This window comes from Nocardia alba NBRC 108234, from assembly GCF_001612665.1.
GTDB classification, from domain to species: domain Bacteria; phylum Actinomycetota; class Actinomycetes; order Mycobacteriales; family Mycobacteriaceae; genus Nocardia; species Nocardia alba.
On record NZ_BDAX01000012.1, the window covers coordinates 97,150 to 117,783 of the forward strand.

The 20,634-nt window shown below is 67.6% G+C and carries 16 protein-coding genes; 5 read left to right on the forward strand and 11 right to left on the reverse strand.

Annotation, left to right across the window (positions count from 1 at the left end; all coding sequences use genetic code 11):
• Position 1: 1 nt before the first annotated feature.
• Genes narJ through NA12_RS14505 form a run of 4 tightly spaced genes read right to left on the reverse strand, consistent with a single transcriptional unit; the run spans position 2 to position 7,260 of the window.
• Entirely contained in the window at positions 2-679 is a 678-nt protein-coding gene (gene narJ, locus NA12_RS14490; RefSeq protein WP_067450101.1) for a nitrate reductase molybdenum cofactor assembly chaperone, read from the reverse strand.
• Positions 676-2,331, reverse strand: coding sequence for a nitrate reductase subunit beta (gene narH, locus NA12_RS14495; RefSeq protein ID WP_067450104.1), 1,656 nt, complete (start codon positions 2,329-2,331; stop codon positions 676-678). The genes narJ and narH overlap by 4 nt, the downstream gene beginning before the upstream one ends.
• Complete coding sequence (locus NA12_RS14500; protein WP_067450107.1) at positions 2,331-6,023, reverse strand: nitrate reductase subunit alpha; 3,693 nt, start codon at positions 6,021-6,023, stop codon at positions 2,331-2,333. Before NA12_RS14500 ends, narH begins: the two co-directional genes overlap by 1 nt.
• Positions 6,024-6,063: 40 nt before the next feature.
• The gene (locus tag NA12_RS14505) at positions 6,064-7,260 is read right to left on the reverse strand and encodes an MFS transporter (RefSeq protein ID WP_067450110.1); all 1,197 of its coding nucleotides are present in this window, start codon (positions 7,258-7,260) and stop codon (positions 6,064-6,066) included.
• A gap of 193 nt (positions 7,261-7,453) precedes the next feature.
• Here NA12_RS14505 and NA12_RS14510 point away from each other — a divergent pair, with 193 nt between their 5' ends.
• Entirely contained in the window at positions 7,454-9,514 is a 2,061-nt protein-coding gene (locus NA12_RS14510; RefSeq protein WP_067450113.1) for a prolyl oligopeptidase family serine peptidase, read from the forward strand.
• 3 nt (positions 9,515-9,517) lie between these two features.
• On the opposite strand, the gene NA12_RS14515 is transcribed toward NA12_RS14510, so the two are convergent.
• Both NA12_RS14515 and NA12_RS14520 read right to left on the reverse strand, forming a co-directional pair.
• Positions 9,518-10,387 carry an alpha/beta hydrolase family protein gene (locus tag NA12_RS14515; RefSeq protein ID WP_067450116.1) on the reverse strand — a complete coding sequence of 290 codons (870 nt, stop codon included), beginning with the start codon at positions 10,385-10,387 and terminating at the stop codon, positions 9,518-9,520.
• Complete coding sequence (locus tag NA12_RS14520) at positions 10,387-11,019, reverse strand: TetR/AcrR family transcriptional regulator (RefSeq protein WP_243654756.1); 633 nt, start codon at positions 11,017-11,019, stop codon at positions 10,387-10,389. Before NA12_RS14520 ends, NA12_RS14515 begins: the two co-directional genes overlap by 1 nt.
• A 486-nt stretch (positions 11,020-11,505) precedes the next feature.
• Here NA12_RS14520 and NA12_RS14525 point away from each other — a divergent pair, with 486 nt between their 5' ends.
• Positions 11,506-11,958, forward strand: coding sequence for an SRPBCC family protein (locus NA12_RS14525; protein WP_067450475.1), 453 nt, complete (start codon positions 11,506-11,508; stop codon positions 11,956-11,958).
• Positions 11,959-12,044: 86 nt separating this feature from the next.
• Here NA12_RS14525 and NA12_RS14530 read toward each other — a convergent pair whose 3' ends face one another.
• The gene (locus tag NA12_RS14530; RefSeq protein WP_165914758.1) at positions 12,045-12,821 is read right to left on the reverse strand and encodes an alpha/beta fold hydrolase; all 777 of its coding nucleotides are present in this window, start codon (positions 12,819-12,821) and stop codon (positions 12,045-12,047) included.
• Positions 12,822-12,863: 42 nt separating this feature from the next.
• Here NA12_RS14530 and NA12_RS14535 point away from each other — a divergent pair, with 42 nt between their 5' ends.
• Positions 12,864-13,550, forward strand: coding sequence for a ZIP family metal transporter (locus NA12_RS14535; protein WP_067450125.1), 687 nt, complete (start codon positions 12,864-12,866; stop codon positions 13,548-13,550).
• A 106-nt stretch (positions 13,551-13,656) separates the two neighbouring features.
• Positions 13,657-14,457 (forward strand): DUF6585 family protein, encoded by an 801-nt coding sequence (locus NA12_RS14540; RefSeq protein WP_243654757.1) that lies wholly within the window; start codon positions 13,657-13,659, stop codon positions 14,455-14,457.
• 179 nt (positions 14,458-14,636) lie between these two features.
• On the opposite strand, the gene groL is transcribed toward NA12_RS14540, so the two are convergent.
• On the reverse strand, positions 14,637-16,265 hold the full coding sequence (gene groL / locus NA12_RS14545) for a chaperonin GroEL (RefSeq protein ID WP_067450481.1): 1,629 nt from the start codon (positions 16,263-16,265) through the stop codon (positions 14,637-14,639).
• A gap of 244 nt (positions 16,266-16,509) precedes the next feature.
• On the reverse strand, positions 16,510-17,241 hold the full coding sequence (locus NA12_RS14550) for a Clp protease N-terminal domain-containing protein (protein WP_067450128.1): 732 nt from the start codon (positions 17,239-17,241) through the stop codon (positions 16,510-16,512).
• A gap of 72 nt (positions 17,242-17,313) precedes the next feature.
• On the opposite strand from NA12_RS14550, the gene NA12_RS14555 reads away from it, so the two are divergent.
• Positions 17,314-18,606: a hypothetical protein gene (locus NA12_RS14555; RefSeq protein ID WP_174551091.1), complete on the forward strand. Its 1,293-nt coding sequence runs from the start codon at positions 17,314-17,316 to the stop codon at positions 18,604-18,606.
• Here NA12_RS14555 and NA12_RS14560 read toward each other — a convergent pair.
• Both NA12_RS14560 and NA12_RS14565 read right to left on the reverse strand, forming a co-directional pair.
• Complete coding sequence (locus NA12_RS14560) at positions 18,603-19,685, reverse strand: NAD(P)/FAD-dependent oxidoreductase (RefSeq protein WP_067450134.1); 1,083 nt, start codon at positions 19,683-19,685, stop codon at positions 18,603-18,605. The genes NA12_RS14555 and NA12_RS14560 overlap by 4 nt on opposite strands.
• A gap of 84 nt (positions 19,686-19,769) precedes the next feature.
• Positions 19,770-20,591: a sigma-70 family RNA polymerase sigma factor gene (locus NA12_RS14565; RefSeq protein WP_243654758.1), complete on the reverse strand. Its 822-nt coding sequence runs from the start codon at positions 20,589-20,591 to the stop codon at positions 19,770-19,772.
• Between the last annotated feature and the right edge of the window lie 43 nt (positions 20,592-20,634).

The window sequence follows — 20,634 nt, forward strand, 5'->3', positions numbered from 1 at the left end:
GTCACCGAGGTCCTTTCGCTACGGCGGGAGCCGCGGTGCGCCGTGGCGGCACGGTGAGGGTGAACGGCGCGAGGCCGACCGATTCGGCCGGCGGTCCGGCCTGCACGAGATGCCGCGCCCGGCCGAGTTCGAGCTCGGAGGCGGCGGGCAGGGTGTCGGCGACCGCGGCCAGCACCGGCGCGTACGGCGACCCGTCGTCGGTCAGCGCCAGCCGGATCGCGTCGATCGCCCTGCGATGCGCGGCCAGCAGCGCGGCCCCGGTCACCGGGTCGACGGTGGCGGCGAACTCGAGCACCACGGTGAGGTGGTCGGGCATCTCACCGACCGGCGGACGCATGCCCGCCGCCCGGTAGGCGTCGTTGAACGCCAGCATCGCCATGCCCCGATTACGGGTATCGCCATCGGTCCAGTAGGTGAGCAGCAGCGTCGACTGCCTGCGCATGTCGAAGGTGTCGACATAGGCCTGCGCCGCCACGGTTTCCGGCGTGCAGCGCAGCATCGCCGACACGGTCCGCAACGGCGCCGCCTGCTCGGACGGCAGGTGCGCGCACAACTGGTCGACGAGGTCGAGCCGAGCGCGCACGTCGTGGTCGGGGTAGGCGAGCAGCAGTGAGGCGGCCTGCCAGACGATGCGGTGCCGATCGAAACGGCGGGCCGACCGACCGAACGGTGACCTCATCGCTGACCACCGCCGGGGAACATTCCGGTCGGCCTGCCCTTGCCGTCCCAGTTGAGCAGATTCACCCGCGCACCGGTCTGCGCGCCGATCGACTCGCTGGTCTGGCGCTGTTTGAGCGCGTGGAAGGTCTCCACGGCCACCGGCACCGGCGACCCGCTGGTCTCACCGAACGGGCCCGAGGCCTGCTCGTACATGCCGGGGCCGCCGTCGAAGTCGAGCGCGCAATCGCTCACCGATTCCTCCAGCTGATGGCCCTGCTCGGCATACGCCGACGGAATCACATACCGGTCTTCGTATTTCGCCAGCGCGAGCAGCCGGTACATGCGATAGACCTGCTCCTCGGTCATTCCCACCGCAGCCGGGATATGTTCCTGCGGTTCGCGTCCGAGGTTGATGTCGCGCATGTAGGAGCGCATCGCGGCCAGCTTGCGCAGCACCAGCGCCACCGGTGCGGTGTCACCGGCGGTGAACAATCCGGCCAGGTATTCCAGTGGGATGCGCAGTGATTCGAGCGCGCCGAACAGATTGCCGACGTCCTCGCCGTCGTGCCCGTCGCGGCTGACCGCGTCGACCACCGGTGACAGCGGCGGGATATACCAGACCATCGGCATGGTCCGGTACTCCGGATGCAACGGCAGCGCGACCCGAAAGTCCTTGACCAGCGCGTGAATCGGCGACCGTTGCGCCGCCTCGATCCAGCTGTCGGGAATCCCGGATGCCCGCGCGCCCGCGGCGACCTCGGGATCGTTCGGGTCGAGCAGCACCTCGAGCTGGGCCTGGTACAGGTCCTTGTCGTCGGCCACCGACGCCGCGTCGAGGACCCGATCCACGTCGTAGAAGATCAGGCCGATGTAGCGCAACCGCCCGACACAGGTCTCCGCGCAGACCGTCGGCAGGCCCACCTCCACCCGCGGATAGCAGAACGTGCACTTCTCGGCCTTGCCGGTCTTGTGGTTGAAATACACCTTCTTGTAAGGGCATCCGGACACGCACATCCGCCAGCCACGGCACCTGTCCTGGTCGACGAGCACGATGCCGTCCTCGCTGCGCTTGTACATCGCGCCCGACGGGCACGAGGCCACACAGGCCGGATTGAGACAGTGCTCGCAGATGCGCGGCAGGTAGAACATGAACGTCTGCTCGAGGTCGAGCTTCACCTTCTCGCTCACCTTCGCCAGCACCGGGTCGCCCGGCACGATCTCCGGCGAACCGGCCAGATTGTCGTCCCAGTTGGCCGACCAGCTCACCTTCATCGGCTTGCCGCTGATCAGGCTGCGCGGCGGGGCGACCGGAGTCTGATCACCCAGCGGCGCGTTGGTCAGGTTCTCGTAGTCGTAGGTCCACGGCTCGTAGTAGTCCGACATGGCGGGCATCTTCGGGTTGGAGAAGATGCGCGCGAGCTTGGCGTAGCGGCCGCCGTCGCGCAGGTTCAGTCTGCCGTTGCGCTCGCGCACCCAGCCGCCGCGCCACTTCTCCTGGTCCTCGTAGGTGCGTGGATATCCCTGTCCCGGACGGGTTTCCACATTGTTGAACCACACGTACTCGGTGCCGGAGCGGTTCGTCCATGCCTGCTTGCAGGTCACCGAACAGGTGTGGCAGCCGATGCATTTGTCGAGGTTCATCACCATCGCCAGTTGCGCCATGACCTTCATCAGTACGTCACCTCCTGGCCGCGACGGCGGACCACGGTCACCTCGTCGCGTTGGTTTCCGGTGGGGCCGAGATAGTTGAACGCGAACGCGGTCTGGGCGTAACCACCCGCCAGGTGCGAGGGTTTGACCAGCAGCCGGGTGAGCGAATTGTGGATGCCGCCACGGGTTCCCGTCTTCTCCGTCAGCGGGACATCGATCGTGCGTTCCTGCGCGTGGTGGACGTAGACGACGCCCTCGGGCATCCGATGCGAGACGATCGCGCGGCACACCAGCACGCCGTTGCGATTGTCTGCCTCGACCCACTCGTTGTCGGCGACCCCGATCTTCGCGGCGTCGGCCGGGCTCATCCACATCGTCGGACCGCCGCGCGAGAGCGAGAGCATGAGCAGGTTGTCCTGGTACTCCGAATGGATCGACCACTTCGAGTGCGGTGTCAGATAGCGCACGGTGATGCCGATGCCATCGCGCTGCGTGCCGATCCGTGGTTCGTCGAAGAGCCGGGCCATGTCCAGCGGCGGCCGGTAGATCGGCAGCGCCTCGCCCAGTTCCTCGATCCAGTCGTGGTCGACATAGAAGTGCATCCGGCCGGTGAGTGTGTGAAAGGGCTTGAGCTGCTCGATGTTCACGGTGAACGGCGCGTACCTGCGACCGCCGGTCTCGCTGCCCGACCATTCGGGACTGGTGATCACCGGTACCGGTCTGGCCTGGGTGTCGGCGAAGGTGATGCGCTTGTCCTCGCTGCCCTCGGCGAGGTGGACCAGGTCGCGACCGGTGCGTTTCTCCAGTTCCCTGAATCCTTCGACCGCCAGTCGGCCGTTGGAGGTGCCCGACAGACGCAACACCGTCTCGGCCATCTTCTCCGCCGTGTCCAGCGCCGGACGGCCCACGGCGACACCGGCGTTCATCACGCCGTGCAACCGGGCGAGTTCGGTGACCTCCTGGTCGGGGATCACCGTGACGCCCTTGGTGGTCAGACCCGCCTTCTCCACCAGCGGGCCGAGCGCGGTCCATTTCTCGGCGATCTTCGCGTAATCGCGTTCGACCACCATCAGCGGTCCCATCGTCTTGCCGGGCACCGGCTTCTCACCGCTCGCGCGCCAATCCGATTCCACGCCACCGGGATAGGCCATCGCGCCGGGGGTGTCGTGCTGCAAGGTGCCCATCACGATGTCGGTGCGCTTGCCGAGATGGCGGGCCGCCAGTGCCGAGAAGCTGCGGGCTATCGCGGCGAAAGCGTCGAAGTCCGAACGGGTTTCCCACGGCGGGTCGATCGCGGGGGTGAAGGCGTGGATGTAGGGGTGCATGTCGGTGCTGGACAGGTCGGCCTTCTCGTACCAGGTGGCCGCGGGCAGGACGACATCGGAGAACAGGGTGGTGGAGGTCATCCGGAAGTCGATCGACATCAGCAGGTCGAGCTTGCCCTCGGGGATGTCGCCGGACCAGTCCACGCTCACCGGGCGCGTGCCGGGTTCGGTCGGCTCCGCCTGGAGATTCGAGGTGGTGCCGAGCAGGTGCTTCAGGAAGTACTCGTTGCCCTTGGACGAGGAACCGAGCAGATTGGCCCGCCACACGCTCAGCACGCGCGGCCAGTTCTTCGGGTCGTCCGGGTTCTGCAGCGCGAATCGCAGCTCGCCACTGGCCAATCGGTCGACGGTGTACTGCACGGGATCCTCGCCCGCCGCGGCCGCGGCGTCGGCGAGATCGAGGCTGGAGCGGTCGAATTGGGGAAAGAACGGAGTCCAGCCCATGGCGACGGCCGAACTCAGCACGTCCATCGTGTGTTTGTTCGCGAAGCGGCCGCGACCGGTCGGCGCGGCGAGCGCGTCGGCGCGGTAGCCGTCGTAGCGCCACTGGTCGGTGTGCACGTACCAGTAGGAGGTGCCCGCCATCTGCCGGGGCGGACGCGACCAATCGGTGCCCATCGCCACCGTCGCCCAGCCGGTGACCGGCCTGCACTTCTCCTGGCCGACGTAGTGGGCCCAACCGCCGCCGTTGCGGCCCATCGACCCGGTCATCAGCAGCAGCGACAGGATGGCGCGGTAGGTGGCGTCGCCGTGGAACCACTGGCAGATGCCCGCGCCCATGATGACCATGGTCCGGCCGCCCGATTCCACCGCGTTGTTCGCGAACTCCCTGGCGATCCGGATGACCTGGGCGGCGGACACTCCCGTGATCGGTTCCTGCCAGGCCGGGGTGTACGGGGTCTCGGCGTCGTCGTAGTCGCGCGGCCACGTTCCCGGCAGTCCCGGCCGGGCCACCCCGTACTGTGCCAGCATCAGGTCGAAGACCGTGCACACCCGCTTGCCCGCGACCACCCGCACGGGAACACCGCGCCGCATGGTCTCGCCGTGCCCGTCGAGGGTGTCGAAACGCGGCAGCGTGATCTCGACGGCGTCGACCCGCTCCGCACCCGCCTCGGCGACGGTCAGCGTCGGGACCAGCTCGCCCAGGTCCAGATTCCACTTGCCGATGCCCTCGGGTCCGTAGCGGAACCCGAGCGATCCGTGCGGCACCACCGGCGCTCCGGTGACCCCGTCGACGAACACCGGCTTGAACGCCGCGTTCTCCTCGGTGCTGCCCAGATCCGCCGCGGTGAGGTTCTTGCCGGGAACCAACTGACCGTCGCGTTCCTCCAGGGCGATCAGGAACGGCAGGTCGGTGAACCGGCGGACGTAGTCGACGAAGAACGGCTCCCGCCTGCGCACGTAGTACTCACTGGCGATCACGTGCCCCATGGCCATGGCCAGCGCACCGTCGGTGCCCGCCGCGCACGGCATCCACTCGTCGGCGAACTTGGTGTTGTCGGCGTAGTCCGGGCTGACGGTGACGATCTTGGTGCCGCGATAGCGCACCTCGGCCATCCAGTGCGCGTCCGGCGTGCGGGTGACCGGCACATTCGAACCCCACATGAGCAGGTACGACGCGTCCCACCAGTCGCCGGACTCCGGCACGTCGGTCTGGTCGCCGAACACCTGCGGGGAGGCCACCGGCAGGTCGGCGTACCAGTCGTAGAACGAGGTCATCGCGCCACCGATGAGTTCGATGAAGCGCGAGCCCGCCGCGAAGGAGATCATCGACATGGCCGGGATCGGCGAGAACCCGGCGACCCGGTCGGGACCGTAGGTCTTGATGGTGTGCACATGCGCGGCGGCGACCATCTCCACCGCCTCGTCCCAGCTCACCCGCACCAATCCGCCCTTGCCCCTTGCCCGTTGGTAGGCACGGCGGCGTTCGGGGTCGGCCTGCACGTCGGCCCAGGCCAGCACCGGATCGCCCAGACGGTTCTTGGCCTCGCGATACATCTCGACGAGCACGCCGCGCGCGTACGGATACCGGACGCGGGTGGGCGAGTAGGTGTACCAGGAGAAGGCCGCGCCGCGCGGGCAGCCGCGAGGTTCGTACTCCGGGCGGTCCGGGCCCGCCGAGGGGTAGTCGGTCTCCTGGGTCTCCCAGGTGATGATGTCGTCCTTGACATAGATCTTCCACGAGCACGAACCGGTGCAGTTCACCCCGTGGGTCGAGCGCACGACCTTGTCGTGGCTCCAGCGATTGCGATAGAAGATGTCGCCCGCGCGCCCACCCTCCCTGGTGACGGTGCGCAGGTCGGCGGATTCGGTACCGGGCGTGAAGAACCGGCCGCTGCGCACGAGCAGGTCTTCGACGGGTCCGCCGATTCGCGCTGGGGATGGCACTGGTCTCTCTCCTTCGACGAGGTCGGAGCAGGGTGCGGGGCTACTCGACGGCGTGCAGCTTGAACACCGTGTAGACGAGGGCGGCAAGCGCGGTCGCCGCGAGCAGCAGCAAACCGACCGTGTAGCTGTGACTCGCTTCGTTGTAGGTGATGCCCATGATCAGCGGTGGGAAGTAGCCGCCGAGACCACCCGCGGCCGAGACGATTCCCGTCACACTGCCGACATTGGACGCGGGCGAACGCCGTGCCACCCACGCGAACACGCCACCGGTGCCGATCCCGAGGAACAGCGCCATCGCGATGAACGTGCAGGCCGAGGCCACATCGGCGGGTGGTTTGAACGAGGCGACCACCGCCATCACCGCGGTGCCGGCCAGCGAGGTGACCACGATGTACTTGGGCGCGATCCGGTCGGCCAGCGTGCCGCCGATGGGCCGCGCGATCACCGCGGCGAGCGCGAAGGCGGCGGTGCGGGTGCCCGCGTCGACCGAGGAGAAGCCGTAGACGTTCTTGATGTAGGTCGGCAGGTACGAGCTGAACGCGACGAACCCACCGAACACCACGGCGTAGAGGAACGACATCTCCCAGGTGACGCCGAGTTTCATCGCCGCCCGCAGTTTCGGCACCACCGGATCGGTGTTCGGGGTGAAATCCGGGGAGTTGCGCATGAACACGATGCACAGCACGGCGGTCACCGCGAGGGCGGCGGCCACGATCAGGTGCGTCGGAAACAACCCGAACCAGCGGACGAAGCGCGGGGTGAAGAAGGCCGACACCGCGGTGCCGACCATGCCCGCGCCGAAGACACCGGTCGCGAAACCGCGCCGGGCGGGCACATACCAGGAGTTGGCGAACGGGATGCCGACGGCGAAGATCGTGCCGGGGATACCGAGCAGCAACGCCGAGACCAGCATCAGCGGATAGGACTCGATGCTGCCCGCGATTCCGACCAGCACCACCGGCACGATCGAGGCCAGCGAGACGCCGATGAACATCATCCGGCCGCCGATGCGGTCGGTGAGCGCGCCGGACACGATGCGGCCCAGCGAGCCGACCAGGATCGGCATCGCCACCATGATCGAGGCGGCCATGCTGCTCAGCGCCATCTTGTCGGCGTAGTTCGGCGAGAGCGGGCCGATGAGGTTCCACGCCCAGAAATTGATGGCCGATACCCAGGTGGCCAGGAGGAGGTTGCGGGTCGGAGACCCGGTGCGTACCGCTGGTTGTAGCGAGGTCACTCGACCAGGAGAACACACCGCGCACCACCGAAGCCGGTGAACACGCAACGATCCGGCAACTCGCGCGAATTCCGGCATGAGCACGGTTTTCCGCCAGAATTCCAGCCTTCCTCGCCGGACCAGAGACTCATGGCAAACAGTCCATGTCGATCGCGGAGCGAAAGGGTCCGACCCGATCGGCAACAATGTGGGAATGAACGGCGTTGAGCAGGACGTGACCGATCCCTATCTCTGGCTCGAGGACGTGACCGATGAGGGCGCGCTGGACTGGGCGCGAGCCCGCAACGACGTGGTGGGGCGGCGGTTCGCGGCGACCGAACGATTCGCCGACATGGAGCGTCGCGTACTGGCGATGCTCGACGACGACACCAAGATCGCCTACCCCGGCAGGCGGGGGCCGTGGCTGTACAACTTCTGGCGCGACGCGCAGCACCAGCGCGGACTGTGGCGGCGGACCACGTTCGAGTCCTACGCCACCGACGCGCCCGAGTGGGATGTGCTGATCGACGTCGACGCGCTGGCCGAGGCCGACGGGGAGAACTGGGTGTGGGCGGGCGCCGGGGTCTTGCGCCCTTCGCAGGAGCGCGCCCTCGTCCATCTGTCCCGTGGCGGCGCCGACGCGACGGTCATCCGCGAATTCGACCTGACCACAAGGAAATTCATCGCCCCCGAGGACGGCGGCTACTTCGTCGCCGAGGCCAAGACGCGGGTCGGCTGGATCGATGCCGACTCCGTCTACGTCGGCACCGACTTCGGGCCGGGATCGCTCACCGATTCCGGGTACCCGCGCATCGCCAAGCGCTGGCAGCGCGGCACCGAATTGTCCGCTGCCGAAACGGTATTCGAGGGCAAGACGAGCGATGTCTCGATCGGCGCGGGATACGACCGCCATCCCGGCTACGAGCGGCACTACCTGCACCGCTCGACAGACTTCTTCAACAGCGAGGTGTCGCTGCTCGACGGCGGCGAGTGGCGCCTGCTCGAGACGCCGACCGACGCGGACGTGGACTGGTACCGCGACTGGCTGATCGTGCGCTTGAAGACCGAGTGGACACCGGGCGACACCACCTACGCCCCCGGCAGTCTGCTGGTCACCGATCTGAACGAATTCATTTCGGGCGAGCGAGAATTCGAGGTTCTGTTCGCACCCGATCCCCATACCTCACTGGAATCGTGGGGCTGGACCGAGAACCATCTGATCCTGACGACACTGCACGATGTGCAGACCGGATTCCGCGTGCTCACGCCCGGCCCCGATGGCTGGGCGAGCAGCGAGCTCACCGACTCCCCCGCCATGTCGTCCACCTCGGTGGGCAACCTCGACCCGCTCGAGGGCGGCGATGAGTTCATGCTCACCACCACCGGTTTCACCACCCCGACCACGTTGCTCCGCAGCGCGATCGGCGAGACCGCCGTGACCCTGAAGCAGGCGCCCGCCTATTTCGACGCCACCGGTATCGAGACCGAACAGTTCTTCGCCACCTCCGACGACGGAACCGCCGTGCCGTACTTCGTGATCCGGCATCGCGACCGGCGCGGCACCCCCGGCCCGACGATTATGAACGGGTACGGCGGCTTCGAGGTCTCCAAGACCCCCGCCTATCTCGGCTCGGCGGGCATGAACTGGCTCGAACGCGGCGGCACCTACGTGATGACCAACATCCGCGGCGGCGGCGAGTACGGACCCGAATGGCACACGGCCGCACTGAAAGAGCACCGCCACCGCGCCTTCGAGGACTTCGCCGCCGTGGCCCGCGACCTGGTTACCCGTGGCGTCACCACCCCCGATCGACTCGGCGCGATCGGCGGCAGTAACGGCGGCCTGTTGATGGGCGTGATGCTCACCCGCTACCCGGAACTGTTCGGCGCCATCGTCTGCCAGGTGCCGTTGCTGGACATGAAGCGCTACCACCTGCTGCTGGCGGGCGCGTCGTGGGTCGCCGAATACGGCGACCCGGACAAGCCGCAGGAGTGGGCCTACCTGCGTGAGTACTCGCCGTATCAGAACACCGACGCGGGCAAGCAGTACCCACCGATCCTGCTGGCCACCTCCACCCGTGACGACCGGGTGCACCCCGGGCACGCGCGAAAGATGGCCGCGCTGCTGGAGTCCCACGATCGGACCGTCTGGTACTACGAGAACATCGAGGGTGGGCACGGCGGCGCCGCCGACAACAAGCAGTCGGCGTACCTGTCCGCGCTGGTCTACGAGTTCTTCATCCAGATGCTGATCGAGGGGCGTCGCTCGGCCTGACGGTCAGCGATCGCGCAACCACTTCTCCACTACGTCCACAGTGGAGTCGGGGTCGGTGATCCAGCCGTTGTGCCCGAGGGCCTGCGGCTGGAACCACCGGGTGACCTGGGTGCCCGCCAGCTTGCCGAGCAGGTGGTCGGCCGAGGTCTGCGGGGCCAGGTCGTCACCGGCGACGGTGATCGACAGCACCGGGAACTTCAGCCGAGACATCCGCTCGTCGTAGTCGATATCGGCGCCGACGGGCACGAAGCGCCCGGTCCGGGCCAACCTGGCCCAATCCGACATCAGCACCTTCGATTGCCTGCCGTAGGCCCGCTTGCCGAGCAGATCCCCCGGCCAGAACCCGGCCAGATTGGATGCGACCGCCACCGCCGCGGTGCCGACCAGCACGCCAGGACCGAAGACCCCGCGATACCCGCGGAAGTACGGTGTGCCGGAAGCGACCAGGATCAGGCCGCCGAGCCTGCCGCGTATGCGGGCGGCGTACATCGCCGCGAGCTGGCCGCCCATGCTGTGGCCGAGCAGGTACGGCGTGCTCGCCGGGAACCGGTCGCGCACCGCGGCCAGCATCGCCGGGAAGTCCACCGAGACCAGCTCGTGGTAGCCGTAGGTACTCTCGGCCCCGGTGCGATGGGTGCTGTCGCCCTGACCGCGCAGTTCACCGATGGCGACATCGAATCCGCACGCGGCCAGCCGGCGCCCGAAGTACTCGTAGAACTCGCCGGGCACGGCCAGGCCGGGGACGATGACCACGACCGGGCGGGGCGCGTCGGGGGTGACCGGGTGCCGGTGCGTGCCGGTGGCGGGAATGAGCCGCACCGGCAAGGTGCTGCCGTCGGGTACTTGGATCTCGACGATCTCGACCCGCGCCATCAAGCCCCGACCGCGCCCAGGATCACCCGGCTCAGCACCTTGATCACCTCGTCGAGCGGCAGGCGCGGATCGCTGCCGCTCCAGCCGTCGACCACGTAGTTCACCGCGCCGATGATGGCGAGTACGCGCAATTCGTAGTCGCCGGGCGGGATTTCGCCGTGCATGGCCGCGTCCTCGGCGGCGCTGGCCAGCAGCGAACCCCACACGCGGCGCAGTTCCAGGCGGAACTTCTCGACCTTGGGGCCCGCGCCGACCACCTCGACCAACGCGACCCGCGCCTTGCGTGGATCGTTGCCGATCGACTCGACGTAGGCCCGCACGGCCGCGTCGATCTGGTCGAGCACCGCCGCCTCGGACTTGTCCTCCAGCGCGGTAGCCACCGCCTCGCGTGACTGCCGGTCGATCTGCTCGTACAGCTCCAGCAGCAGAGATTCGCGACCGGTGAACTCCTCGTAGAACTGTCGAGACGATAGTCCCGCGTCCTTACAGATGGCACCGACCGAACTGTTGGCGTACCCGTCGCGCGCGAAGACCGTCAGGCCTGACTCCAGAAAACGCGCACGCCGCTGGCGTTGCCGGTCCTCTACGGGTTGCCCGGCATACATTCGTCCCGTATTCGCATCCTGTGACATTGGCGCTGACAATACCGAAGGGCCTGATCCCCTCGTCATGGATCAGGCCCTTCGGCTGCCCTTTCGACCAACCGCGCGTTAGCCGAAAGTTGGCTACATTCGGCTCAGTTGCCCGAACCCTGCACCGAACCGGTGCTGATCGAGCTGGTGAGCAGACCGAGCAGCAGGGTCAGGAGGTTGCTATCGGCGCTGCCGCTGCTGTTTTCCGTGATGTTGTAAAGCATGTGTCACTCCAAGTCGATGTTTTGTGACGTCGTCGCCACTGGCCATTTGCCAACTCGGACGATACCCACGCAAAATGTGAAGCGTTCGCGTTTTAAAGGAAATTTCTAGAATTTTTTGTCAGAGATAGCCGGTATGTGAAACGTGAGTGTACCGAACGACCTCACCGACACAGGACGAAAATCCGACTCCGGGCGGTCGTCGGCCGCGATCACGATGCCTATGCTGAGCGTGACAGCCCGTCACGCATACCCGGAGGCACCGTTGCCGAACACTCTCGAAGCCAGCATCGATATCGCCGCACCGCCGGAGAAGGTCTGGTCGGTACTCGCCGATCTGCGCCGCATGTCCGAACTCAGCCCGACGACCCTGAAGATGGTCGCGCTCGGCGGCGTTCGCGACGGCGCGTTCACCGTCAACGTCAACAAGGTCGGCTGGAAGGTCTACCCGACCACCTCGCGGATCGTGCGCTTCGAGCCGAACCGGGCGCTGGCGTTCCGGATGAACGAGAACCGCACGGTCTGGACCTACGAGCTCGAGCCCACCACCACCGGCACCCGCGTCGTCGAGACGCGCACCGTCGACGCCAAGGGCCTGCCCGGTTGGCTGCGCGGCACGATCAAGGTCGCCATGGGCGGCGAGGAGCAGTTCGAGGCCGACCTGGTCTCGGGAATGCGCGAGACACTGAGCAAGGTGAAGGTCGCCGCCGAGCGCTGACCCCGAGCAGCGTCCGAGCCCGCCGAAGATTTCGGCGGGCTCGTTTGTCGAGTGCCCGCGCGTGAGCAGTGCGGTGGTTCGCGCCGTCAGCGGGATCTGATGAATTCGCCGAGGACGGAGACGAACTCGTCCGGTTGCTCGACCTGGGGCGAATGGCCCGCGTGTTCGACGAGATGGGTGTCGGCGCCCGCCGCGGCGAAGCGGGCGAGGGTTTCGGTGCTGTCGTAGAGATTGTCGCGACGACCGTGGACGACGAGGACGGGCTGGTCGAGGGCTCGCGCCCGCAGGTCGAGCGGGGTGGCCGCGAAGTCGTCGGCACGCGCGCCGGCCGCGTAGGCCAGGCCGGTGGGAAGCGCGGCGCGGAAGTCGCGGACCAGTGCCTCGGCCAGACCCGGCGCCGAGTCGTAGCGGAATCGGGGTGCGAAGACCGGGCGGTTCGCGAGGCGGATCACCGGCCCCGGCGTCCACCGTTGTGCCAAGCGCACCGCCCACGGGCGGACCACCCACTTCGCGGCGGAGGGAATGCTCGCGGCCCGGTAGTCCGGGGCTTGGCCGACGACCACCACGCACGCGACCCGGTGTGAGGTGGCGGCGAGTTCGAGCGCGATCTCGGCACCGAACGAGTGGCCGACCACTGTCACCTCGACGAGGTCGAGGTCGTCCACGAGTGCGCGCAGCGGTGCGGTGCGAGCCGCGGCGCTGAAGTCGCCGTCGGCGCCCAGCTCGTGCAGGTCCACCCGAATCACCCGGTAGTGCGCGACCATTCGTTCGGCGACAGCGGCGAACCAGTCGACCGAGCCGGGGATGCCGTGCAGGAACACGATCGCCGGTGCGGTGGATTCGCCTTCGTCGACAACCAACACGTCAACCACCCTAGTCGGCACAGCGCCGCCTAGGCTCTGGTCATGCCCACCGCCCTGCTCTACGGCCTCGGCACCGCGATCCCGTTGTTGATCGGGGTGGCGGTAGGGCTGCGGTGGACGCTGCCCAAGCCGGTGCTGGCCGCGATGATGGCCTTCGGTGCGGGCACGATGATCGCGGCGATCTCGCAGGAGCTCTTCGCACCCGCCTTCCACCGCGACGGTGCGCTGCTCGCGGGCACCGCGCTGTTCGCCGGTGCGGGGGTATATGTGGTCGCCAACCACCTCATCGAGAACAAGCTCGGGCCCGCCGCGATCGGCTGGGCCCTGCTGCTGGGGACCGTGCTCGACGGCGTGCCGGAGAACCTCGCGCTGGGCGTATCCCTGCGCGACGGAGCAGGTTTGGTGCTGCTGGTCGCGATCGCGGCGGGCAATGTGCCCGAAGCCCTCAGCGGGGCGGTACTCATGCGCGAGCAGCACGGATACCGGGCGGGCCGAACCTTCGCGCTGTGGGCGGCGACGGCCTCGGTGCTCGTCGCGGTGACCGTGCTGGGAAACGCCTACGCCGACTCGGTTTCGCCGACCGCGATCAGCGCGGTCCAGGCATTCGCAGGCGGTGCCACGATCGCGGTGCTGGCCGATTCGCTCGTCCCCGAGGCCTATCGCGAAGGCGGCTGGTGGGTCGGAATGGCAACGGCGGCCGGATTCTTCGTCGCTTTCGCCATCGGCTGACCCATTCCGCCCGGTCGCGGCCAGGATTTCCTCGCCATACCGGTGGCAATATTCCGCCGGGTCGCTTACGCTCTGCCGCGGACGAAAACGCCTCTTGGAGGGACGAGTGATCACTCCGAACAGGCCGGAGGACGTAGCCGATACGCGCCACACGGTGCCGCTGACCCAACTGATACACCTGATGGCGGAGTATCAGCAGTTGGGCGCGCACCGTGACACCTTCCTCGCCACCCCCGCCGACGACACCTTCGTGCGTGGCTGCGGCATCATCGCGGGTTGTATCGCCACCATCGGCGTCATCGTCGCGGGCGTCGGCGGATGGCAAGGCGGGGTGGCACTGCTCGTGCTCGCGGGCGCGCCAGTCCTGCTCGCGCTGCACCGCGGGATGATCAACCGGCAGAATCGCGCCGCCCGCATCGATCTGTTTGACCACGGCGTCACCGTGTACCGCTCCGGTCAGCGCGTAGCCGGGTTCCGTTGGGACAGTACCGAAGTGCGTCAGCACGCGATTCCGTTCCACGACACCACCCCGGTCACCTACCTGCTGGAGCTGTCCGGTCCAGGTGGTGTCGAGGCGACCATCGACGAAGAGGGTTTCGCCCGCGCCCGCGAATGGGCCCGCGCCATCCAATCCGCTGTCACCGCAACCCAACTCCCCGTCGCGGTAGCCGCCATCGACAACGGCGAGACCGTCGCGTTCGGCGACCTCTCCCTCTCCCTCGACGCCCTCACCTTCCGCGACGAAGCCCTGTCCTGGGAAGCCGTTCAACTCATCGATGCCCGCAGCGGCCACATCCGCGTCAAACTCTCCGGCGTGTGGATGTCACTGGCCCCCGTCGGCACCATCCCCAACTTCTACATCTTCAACGAACTCGCGGAGCGCCTGCGCCTCACACCAGTCGGCTGAGTCACCTGCGATCGGTGGATTCAGGCTGCAGGCCGAGTACCAGACGCACCGAGGTCTCTACGCGGCGCATCCGGTCCGATCGGAAACGGCCCGCCGAACCACATCAACAGACCGAAGGCCGGTCCACCGTGTGGTGGACCGGCCTTCGTGGCTTGCGGGGAACTACCTGATCGCCGAGATCAGAAGTCCATGCCGCCCATGCCGCCGGTGGGATCGCCGCCCGCGGGGGCCGACTTCTCCGGCTTGTCGGCGACGACTGCCTCGGTGGTGAGGAAGAGCGCGGCGATGGAGGCCGCGTTCTGCAGGGCCGAACGGGTGACCTTGACCGGGTCGGCAACGCCGGCGGCCAGCAGGTTCTCGTAGACACCGGTGTCGGCGTTCAGGCCTTCGCCCTCGGGGAGGTTGGAGACCTTCTCGGCCACGACGCCGGGCTCGAGGCCCGCGTTGAAGGCGATCTGCTTGAGCGGAGCCGACAGCGCGACGCGCACGATGTTGACACCGGTCGCCTCGTCAGCGGTCAGGCCGCTGAAGCCGTCGAGCGCGGGGGCGGCCTGCAGCAGCGCGACGCCACCACCGGCGACGATGCCCTCTTCGACGGCGGCCTTGGCGTTACGCACGGCATCTTCGATGCGGTGCTTGCGCTCCTTGAGCTCGACCTCGGTAGCGGCACCGGCCTTGATCACCGCGACGCCGCCGGCCAGCTTGGCCAGACGTTCCTGCAGCTTCTCACGGTCGTAGTCCGAATCCGAGGACTCGATCTCGGCGCGGATCTGCGCCACGCGGCCCTTGATGGCCTCCGCGTCGCCAGCACCCTCGACGATGGTGGTCTCGTCCTTGGTGATGACGACCTTGCGCGCGGTGCCGAGCAGCTCGATACCGGCGGTCTCCAGGGAGAGGCCGACCTCTTCGCTGATGACCTCGCCACCGGTGAGGATGGCGATATCGGCCAGCTGGGCCTTGCGACGGTCACCGAAGCCGGGCGCCTTGACGGCGACAGACTTGAAGGTGCCACGGATCTTGTTCACGACCAGGGTCGACAGGGCTTCGCCCTCGACGTCCTCGGCGATGATCAGCAGCGGCTTGCCGGCCTGGATGACCTTCTCCAGCAGCGGCAGCAGGTCCTTCACGGTCGAGATCTTCGACGACACCAGCAGGATGTACGGATCCTCGAGGACCGCTTCCTGACGCTCGGGGTCGGTCACGAAGTAACCGGAGATGTAGCCCTTGTCGAAGCGCATGCCCTCGGTGAGCTCCAGCTGGAGCCCGAAGGTGTTGCTCTCCTCGACGGTGATGACACCTTCCTTGCCGACCTTGTCCATCGCCTCGGCGATGAGCTGGCCGATGGCCGAGTCGCCCGCGGAGATACCAGCGGTAGCAGCGATCTGCTCCTTGGTGTCGATCTCCTTGGCGGTGTCGAGCAGCTTGGCGGTGACGGCCTCGACGGCCTTCTCGATGCCACGCTTGAGGCCGAGCGGGTTCGCGCCGGCCGCGACGTTGCGCAGACCTTCACGTACGAGCGCCTGGGCGAGCACGGTGGCGGTGGTCGTACCGTCGCCGGCGACGTCGTCCGTCTTCTTGGCGACTTCCTTGACCAGCTCGGCGCCGATCTTCTCGTACGGGTCCTCGAGGTCGATCTCCTTGGCGATGGAAACACCATCGTTGGTGATCGTGGGGGCGCCCCACTTCTTCTCGAGCACGACGTTGCGACCCTTCGGGCCCAGCGTCACCTTGACAGCGTCGGCGAGGGCGTTCAGACCCCGCTCGAGACCGCGACGGGCCTCTTCGTCGTACGCAATTGTCTTGGCCATTGCGTTGAGATCCTCCACATGTCTATGGCTGACACACGAGACGACCACAGGTTGGATCGCCCCAAAAGTTACGCCGGCCAGGTGCGGTGCCCGCGACGGACGACCGAGGGTGTCGATGGAACCCGATCTCACCACCCCGACCTGGCACTCAACAGTCACGAGTGCCAAGCCATTTTTAGCACTCGTCCGACGAGAGTGCAAGGTCACGCCCGGCGCACAGGACACACCGGGCGCGACCGTCGCGTCAAGCCTCGTCCTGCACCGAGGCGAGGAACTGATTCAGCAGCTCGACGAGCTCGGCCTCGACGACGGCCTTGTCCAGGCCCAGACCGCTGAGTACGCCCGTGCCGTTCTCCTGTTCCAGCAGCGCCAGCAGGATGTGCTCGGTGCCGACGTAGTTGTGGCCCAGGCGCAGCGCCTCGCGAAAGGTGAGCTCCAGTACCTTTTTCGTGTCGCCGTCGAACGGGATGAGAGCGGGCACGTCACCGCTCGTGGCGGGCAGCGAGGCGGTCGCGGCCGCGCGCACCGCGTCCAGCGCGACGCCCCTGGCGACGATCTCCTTGGCGGCCAGACCTTCCGTCTGGCCGATCAGACCGAGGATCAGGTGCCCGAGCGCGATCTGGCTGCTCGCCGAGTCGCGGGCCGCCTCCTGGGAACCGACGACCACCTGCCGGGCCCGGTCGGTGAACTTGGCGAAACCGGCCTGCGGATCCATGGCGGCCGTGTCGCTCGGCCCCTTCGGCACGAATCGCTTCTGGACGGCCTGCTTGCTGACGCCCATGCTGGCGCCGATATCGGTCCAGGAGGCGCCGGAGCGGCGAGCCTGGTCGACGAAGTGGCCGATCAGATGGTCGGCGGTCTCGCCGAGATGATTGGCGGCGACCACCGCGTCGGAGAGTTGGTCGAGGACGTTGTCGGGGCGGGCCTTCTTGATGCCGTCGATGAGATCGTCGAGGCGGAAGTTCGGAGTGCTCATACGTCAACCATAGGTTGACGAATTGCGATCGTCAACGATTGGTTGACGGTAAATTCCTGGCAGAGTGTCGGCATGGGGAGAATTCGGCGCTGGGCGCCGCGCGCGGTGGGGATCGTCGTGACAGTGGCCTGCCTGATCGGGGCCACGCGACTGCTGTGGCCGCAGCCGGGCCTCGACGAACAGCCCGGGTCGACCGCGCGCCAATTGGCCTTCCTCCGTGACGCGCTCGACGAAGGCTCGGATACCGCTGCGCAGCAGCTGTTTCCGGAGGGGTACGTCTTCTCCAACGTGCTCTACGGTCTCGCCTGGGTGCAAGCCGCGCACACCGATCCGGGGCTGCGCGCCGACGCGCTCCGCGAGTCACGCTGGGCGCTGGCACGGGTGGAATCCGACGAGGGACGCGCGATCTTCAGCCCCCGGTTGCAGCCCGCGTACGGGGTGTTCTGGGCGGGGTGGACCAACTGGTTGCGCGGGGCGATCCTGACCCTCGATCGATCCGATACCGCTGCGGTACAACAGTTCTCCACCCACAGCACCGAACTCGCACAGGCGTTCGCCGCGGCCGATACACCGTTTCTCCAGGCATATCGAGGACAAGCGTGGCCGGTCGACTCGACCGTCGCGATGGCCTCGCTTCGCCTGCACGACAAGCTGTTCGGTGCGCGGTACACGGCGGTGACAGATCGGTGGCTCGAGCAGGCCGAGACCCGCCTCGATCCCGCGACCGGACTACTGCCGCATCAGGTCTCACCCACCGACGGGTCGATGCTCACCGGTGCGCGGGCAACCTCACAGACAGTGATACTTCGATTCCTGCCCGAGATCGATCCAGCGTTCGCGACAAGCCAGTACACGCGCTACCGCGACCAGTTCCTCGCCTACCCCGGCGGTTTCGGCCCCGTGGTGCGCGAGTATCCGAAGGGCGTCGACGGCAGCGGAGATGTCGACTCCGGGCCACTGGTGGCCGGGATCAGCCTGTCGGCCACCGTCGTCGCCGTCGGCGCGGCCAGGATGAACGGCGATCGCGCGTTGGCCGCCGCGATCGGCGCGGAAGGCGAGCTGATCGGACTGCCGGTCGATCTGCCCTGGTCCAAACGTTACGCGTTCGGGCTGCTGCCGATCGGCGACGCGTTCGTCGTGTGGTCCTCGACAGCCCGGCCGCTCACCGAGCCACCGACAACGCTCGGGCGGGAGCTGCGCTGGTGGTGGCGGCTGCCGTGGCTGAGTGTGCTCATCCTGATCGCCATCGCGCCCTGGGTGTGGACTCTGCGCCGCGTCGGCCTTGCGCGGGCTACCGACCCGGCGTCATCGCCCCCTTCGCCCGCCCTGGTCAGCGGCGAAGGAGGCGGTAGGGCCGCGAGTTAGCGCAATCCGACCGTGAAGGCGGTCCCGCGCACGATGAGTTCCTTCATCACCACACCGACGCGACCGGTGAACACCGTGCCGGTCGGGGTGTCGTCGGCCTTGACGAGCTGCAATACCGCGTCACGACGGCCGAGGCTGATGCACTGCGCGACGTAGCGACCGTTCATCGGCTCCGGCTCGCGACCACGCGCCCGCGCGGTGATCGCCGACACCACGTACTGCCCGGCGGGAATCGCTGTCGCACAGGCCATCCGCAGCGGGCGACCGTCCACGCCCGTCATCAGCGCGGCATCGCCGACGGCGTAGATGTCGGGGTGCGACACCGAGCGCAGCGTGTTGTCGGTGCGAATGCGACCGTCGCTCGCGACCTCCAGGCCCGCGCGCCGAGCCAGGTCGGGCACGGTGAAGCCGGTGGTCCAGACGGTGGTGGCGGCGGGCACCAGGGAACCGTCGGCGAGCCGGACAGCGTCGGGCAGCACCTCGACGACCTTGACGCCGGAGCGGACTTCGACGCCGAGACGGGTGAGCGCGGCACGGATCGCGGTGTGGGCGCGCGGCGAGAGCCAAGCGCCCGGATCCTCGGTACCGAGCAGGCTGATCCGCGAATCCGGCTGCGACTCAGCGAGTTCGGTGGCCAGTTCGATCCCGGTCGGGCCCGAGCCGACGATGACGATCTGTCCCGACAGTTCGGTCACGTCCTCGGCGGTCGCGACGAACTTCGCGTGCTCGGCCGCGCCGGGCACCGCGTCGCGGTCGGCCTGGCTGCCGAGCGCGTAGACGAGGGTGTCGTAGTGCAGCGTCCACTCGCCGTCGACCGCCACGATCCTGCGGTCCGGGTCCAAATCGGTGACCCGCGCCTGGAGGAATTCGATACCCTTGCGCCCCAGCGACTTCCGCAGGTTCAACCGCTTGATCGGCTGGCCTGCGGCGGCCTGGTGCAGGCGCACCCGCTGCACGAACTCGGCACGGCCGTCCACGACGGTGATCTTGGTGTCGCGGGTCTTCTTCGCGAGCGCGCGGGCCGCGGTGAGACCCGCGTACCCGGCGCCGAGGACGACGATCCGATGCTGACCGGTCATGGTGTGGCTCCTTCTCTCGAAATGCCTACACACACCAGACTGATCAGCACCCGAGTTCCTGACAGGTTCTCGAAGTGACCTGCATCACAGAGTGACGGCGCCCAGTTTGATCGGGTTGACGACCGTGCGCACCGCCGCGATCGAACCCGCGTCGTCGAAGTCGAAGACCAACACACCGGCCACGACCTCGTCCTGGAACAGGACCAGTCCCACGTCGCCATTGATCTCGCAGAATTCGAACCGCGCCGTCGGGGTGAGGAAACGCCGCAGGTTGGACAGGTAGCGCGCGACCACATCGCCACCGACCACCGGGATCTTGGCCGCGACCACCCGGCCGCCGCCATCGGCGACCGACACCACGTCGTCGGCGAGCAGTTCGCGCAGACCACCCACATCGCCGGTCGACGCCGCCTGCAGGAACTTCTCGATCATCGTGCGCGCGTGTTCGGCCGACACCACATACCGCTGTTTGCCGGTGCGCACGCGCTGACCCGCCCGATGGAATATCTGCTGGGTGTTGGCCTCGGTGAGATCGAGCATCCGCGCGATCTCGGCATGCGGGTAGCCGAAGGCCTCGCGCAACACGAACACGGCCCGCTCGATCGGGCTGAGCCGTTCCATCGCGGTGAGCACAGCCAGGGAGACCGACTCCCGTTCCTCGACGGTCCCCAACGGACCGAGCGCGCCCGCGCCGGTCGGCACCGGCTCCGGCAGCCACTGACCGACATAGGTCTCGCGGCGAGCCCGAGCCGAAACCAGCTGGGTGCGACACAGATTCACGGTGACGGTCGTCAACCACGCTTCAGGATTGGTGATCTCGCCACGATCGGCCAGCGCCCACCGCAGATAGACCTCCTGCACCACGTCCTCGGCCTCGGCCACGGCGCCGAACATGCGATATGCCAACGAGAACAACCGCTGCCGATGCTCCAGGAAGGAGGTGTCGTCG

Excerpts from the sequence above, each read along its gene's own strand:
- narJ (WP_067450101.1), bottom strand. The coding sequence starts at position 679 with ATGAGGTCACCGTTCGGTCGGTCGGCCCGCCGTTTCGATCGGCACCGC.
- narH (WP_067450104.1), bottom strand. The coding sequence starts at position 2,331 with ATGAAGGTCATGGCGCAACTGGCGATGGTGATGAACCTCGACAAATGC.
- NA12_RS14510 (WP_067450113.1), top strand. The coding sequence starts at position 7,454 with ATGAACGGCGTTGAGCAGGACGTGACCGATCCCTATCTCTGGCTCGAG.
- NA12_RS14515 (WP_067450116.1), bottom strand. The coding sequence starts at position 10,387 with ATGGCGCGGGTCGAGATCGTCGAGATCCAAGTACCCGACGGCAGCACC.
- NA12_RS14520 (WP_243654756.1), bottom strand. The coding sequence starts at position 11,019 with ATGTCACAGGATGCGAATACGGGACGAATGTATGCCGGGCAACCCGTA.
- NA12_RS14535 (WP_067450125.1), top strand. The coding sequence starts at position 12,864 with ATGCCCACCGCCCTGCTCTACGGCCTCGGCACCGCGATCCCGTTGTTG.
- groL (WP_067450481.1), bottom strand. The coding sequence starts at position 16,265 with ATGGCCAAGACAATTGCGTACGACGAAGAGGCCCGTCGCGGTCTCGAG.
- NA12_RS14550 (WP_067450128.1), bottom strand. The coding sequence starts at position 17,241 with ATGAGCACTCCGAACTTCCGCCTCGACGATCTCATCGACGGCATCAAG.
- NA12_RS14555 (WP_174551091.1), top strand. The coding sequence starts at position 17,314 with ATGGGGAGAATTCGGCGCTGGGCGCCGCGCGCGGTGGGGATCGTCGTG.
- NA12_RS14560 (WP_067450134.1), bottom strand. The coding sequence starts at position 19,685 with ATGACCGGTCAGCATCGGATCGTCGTCCTCGGCGCCGGGTACGCGGGT.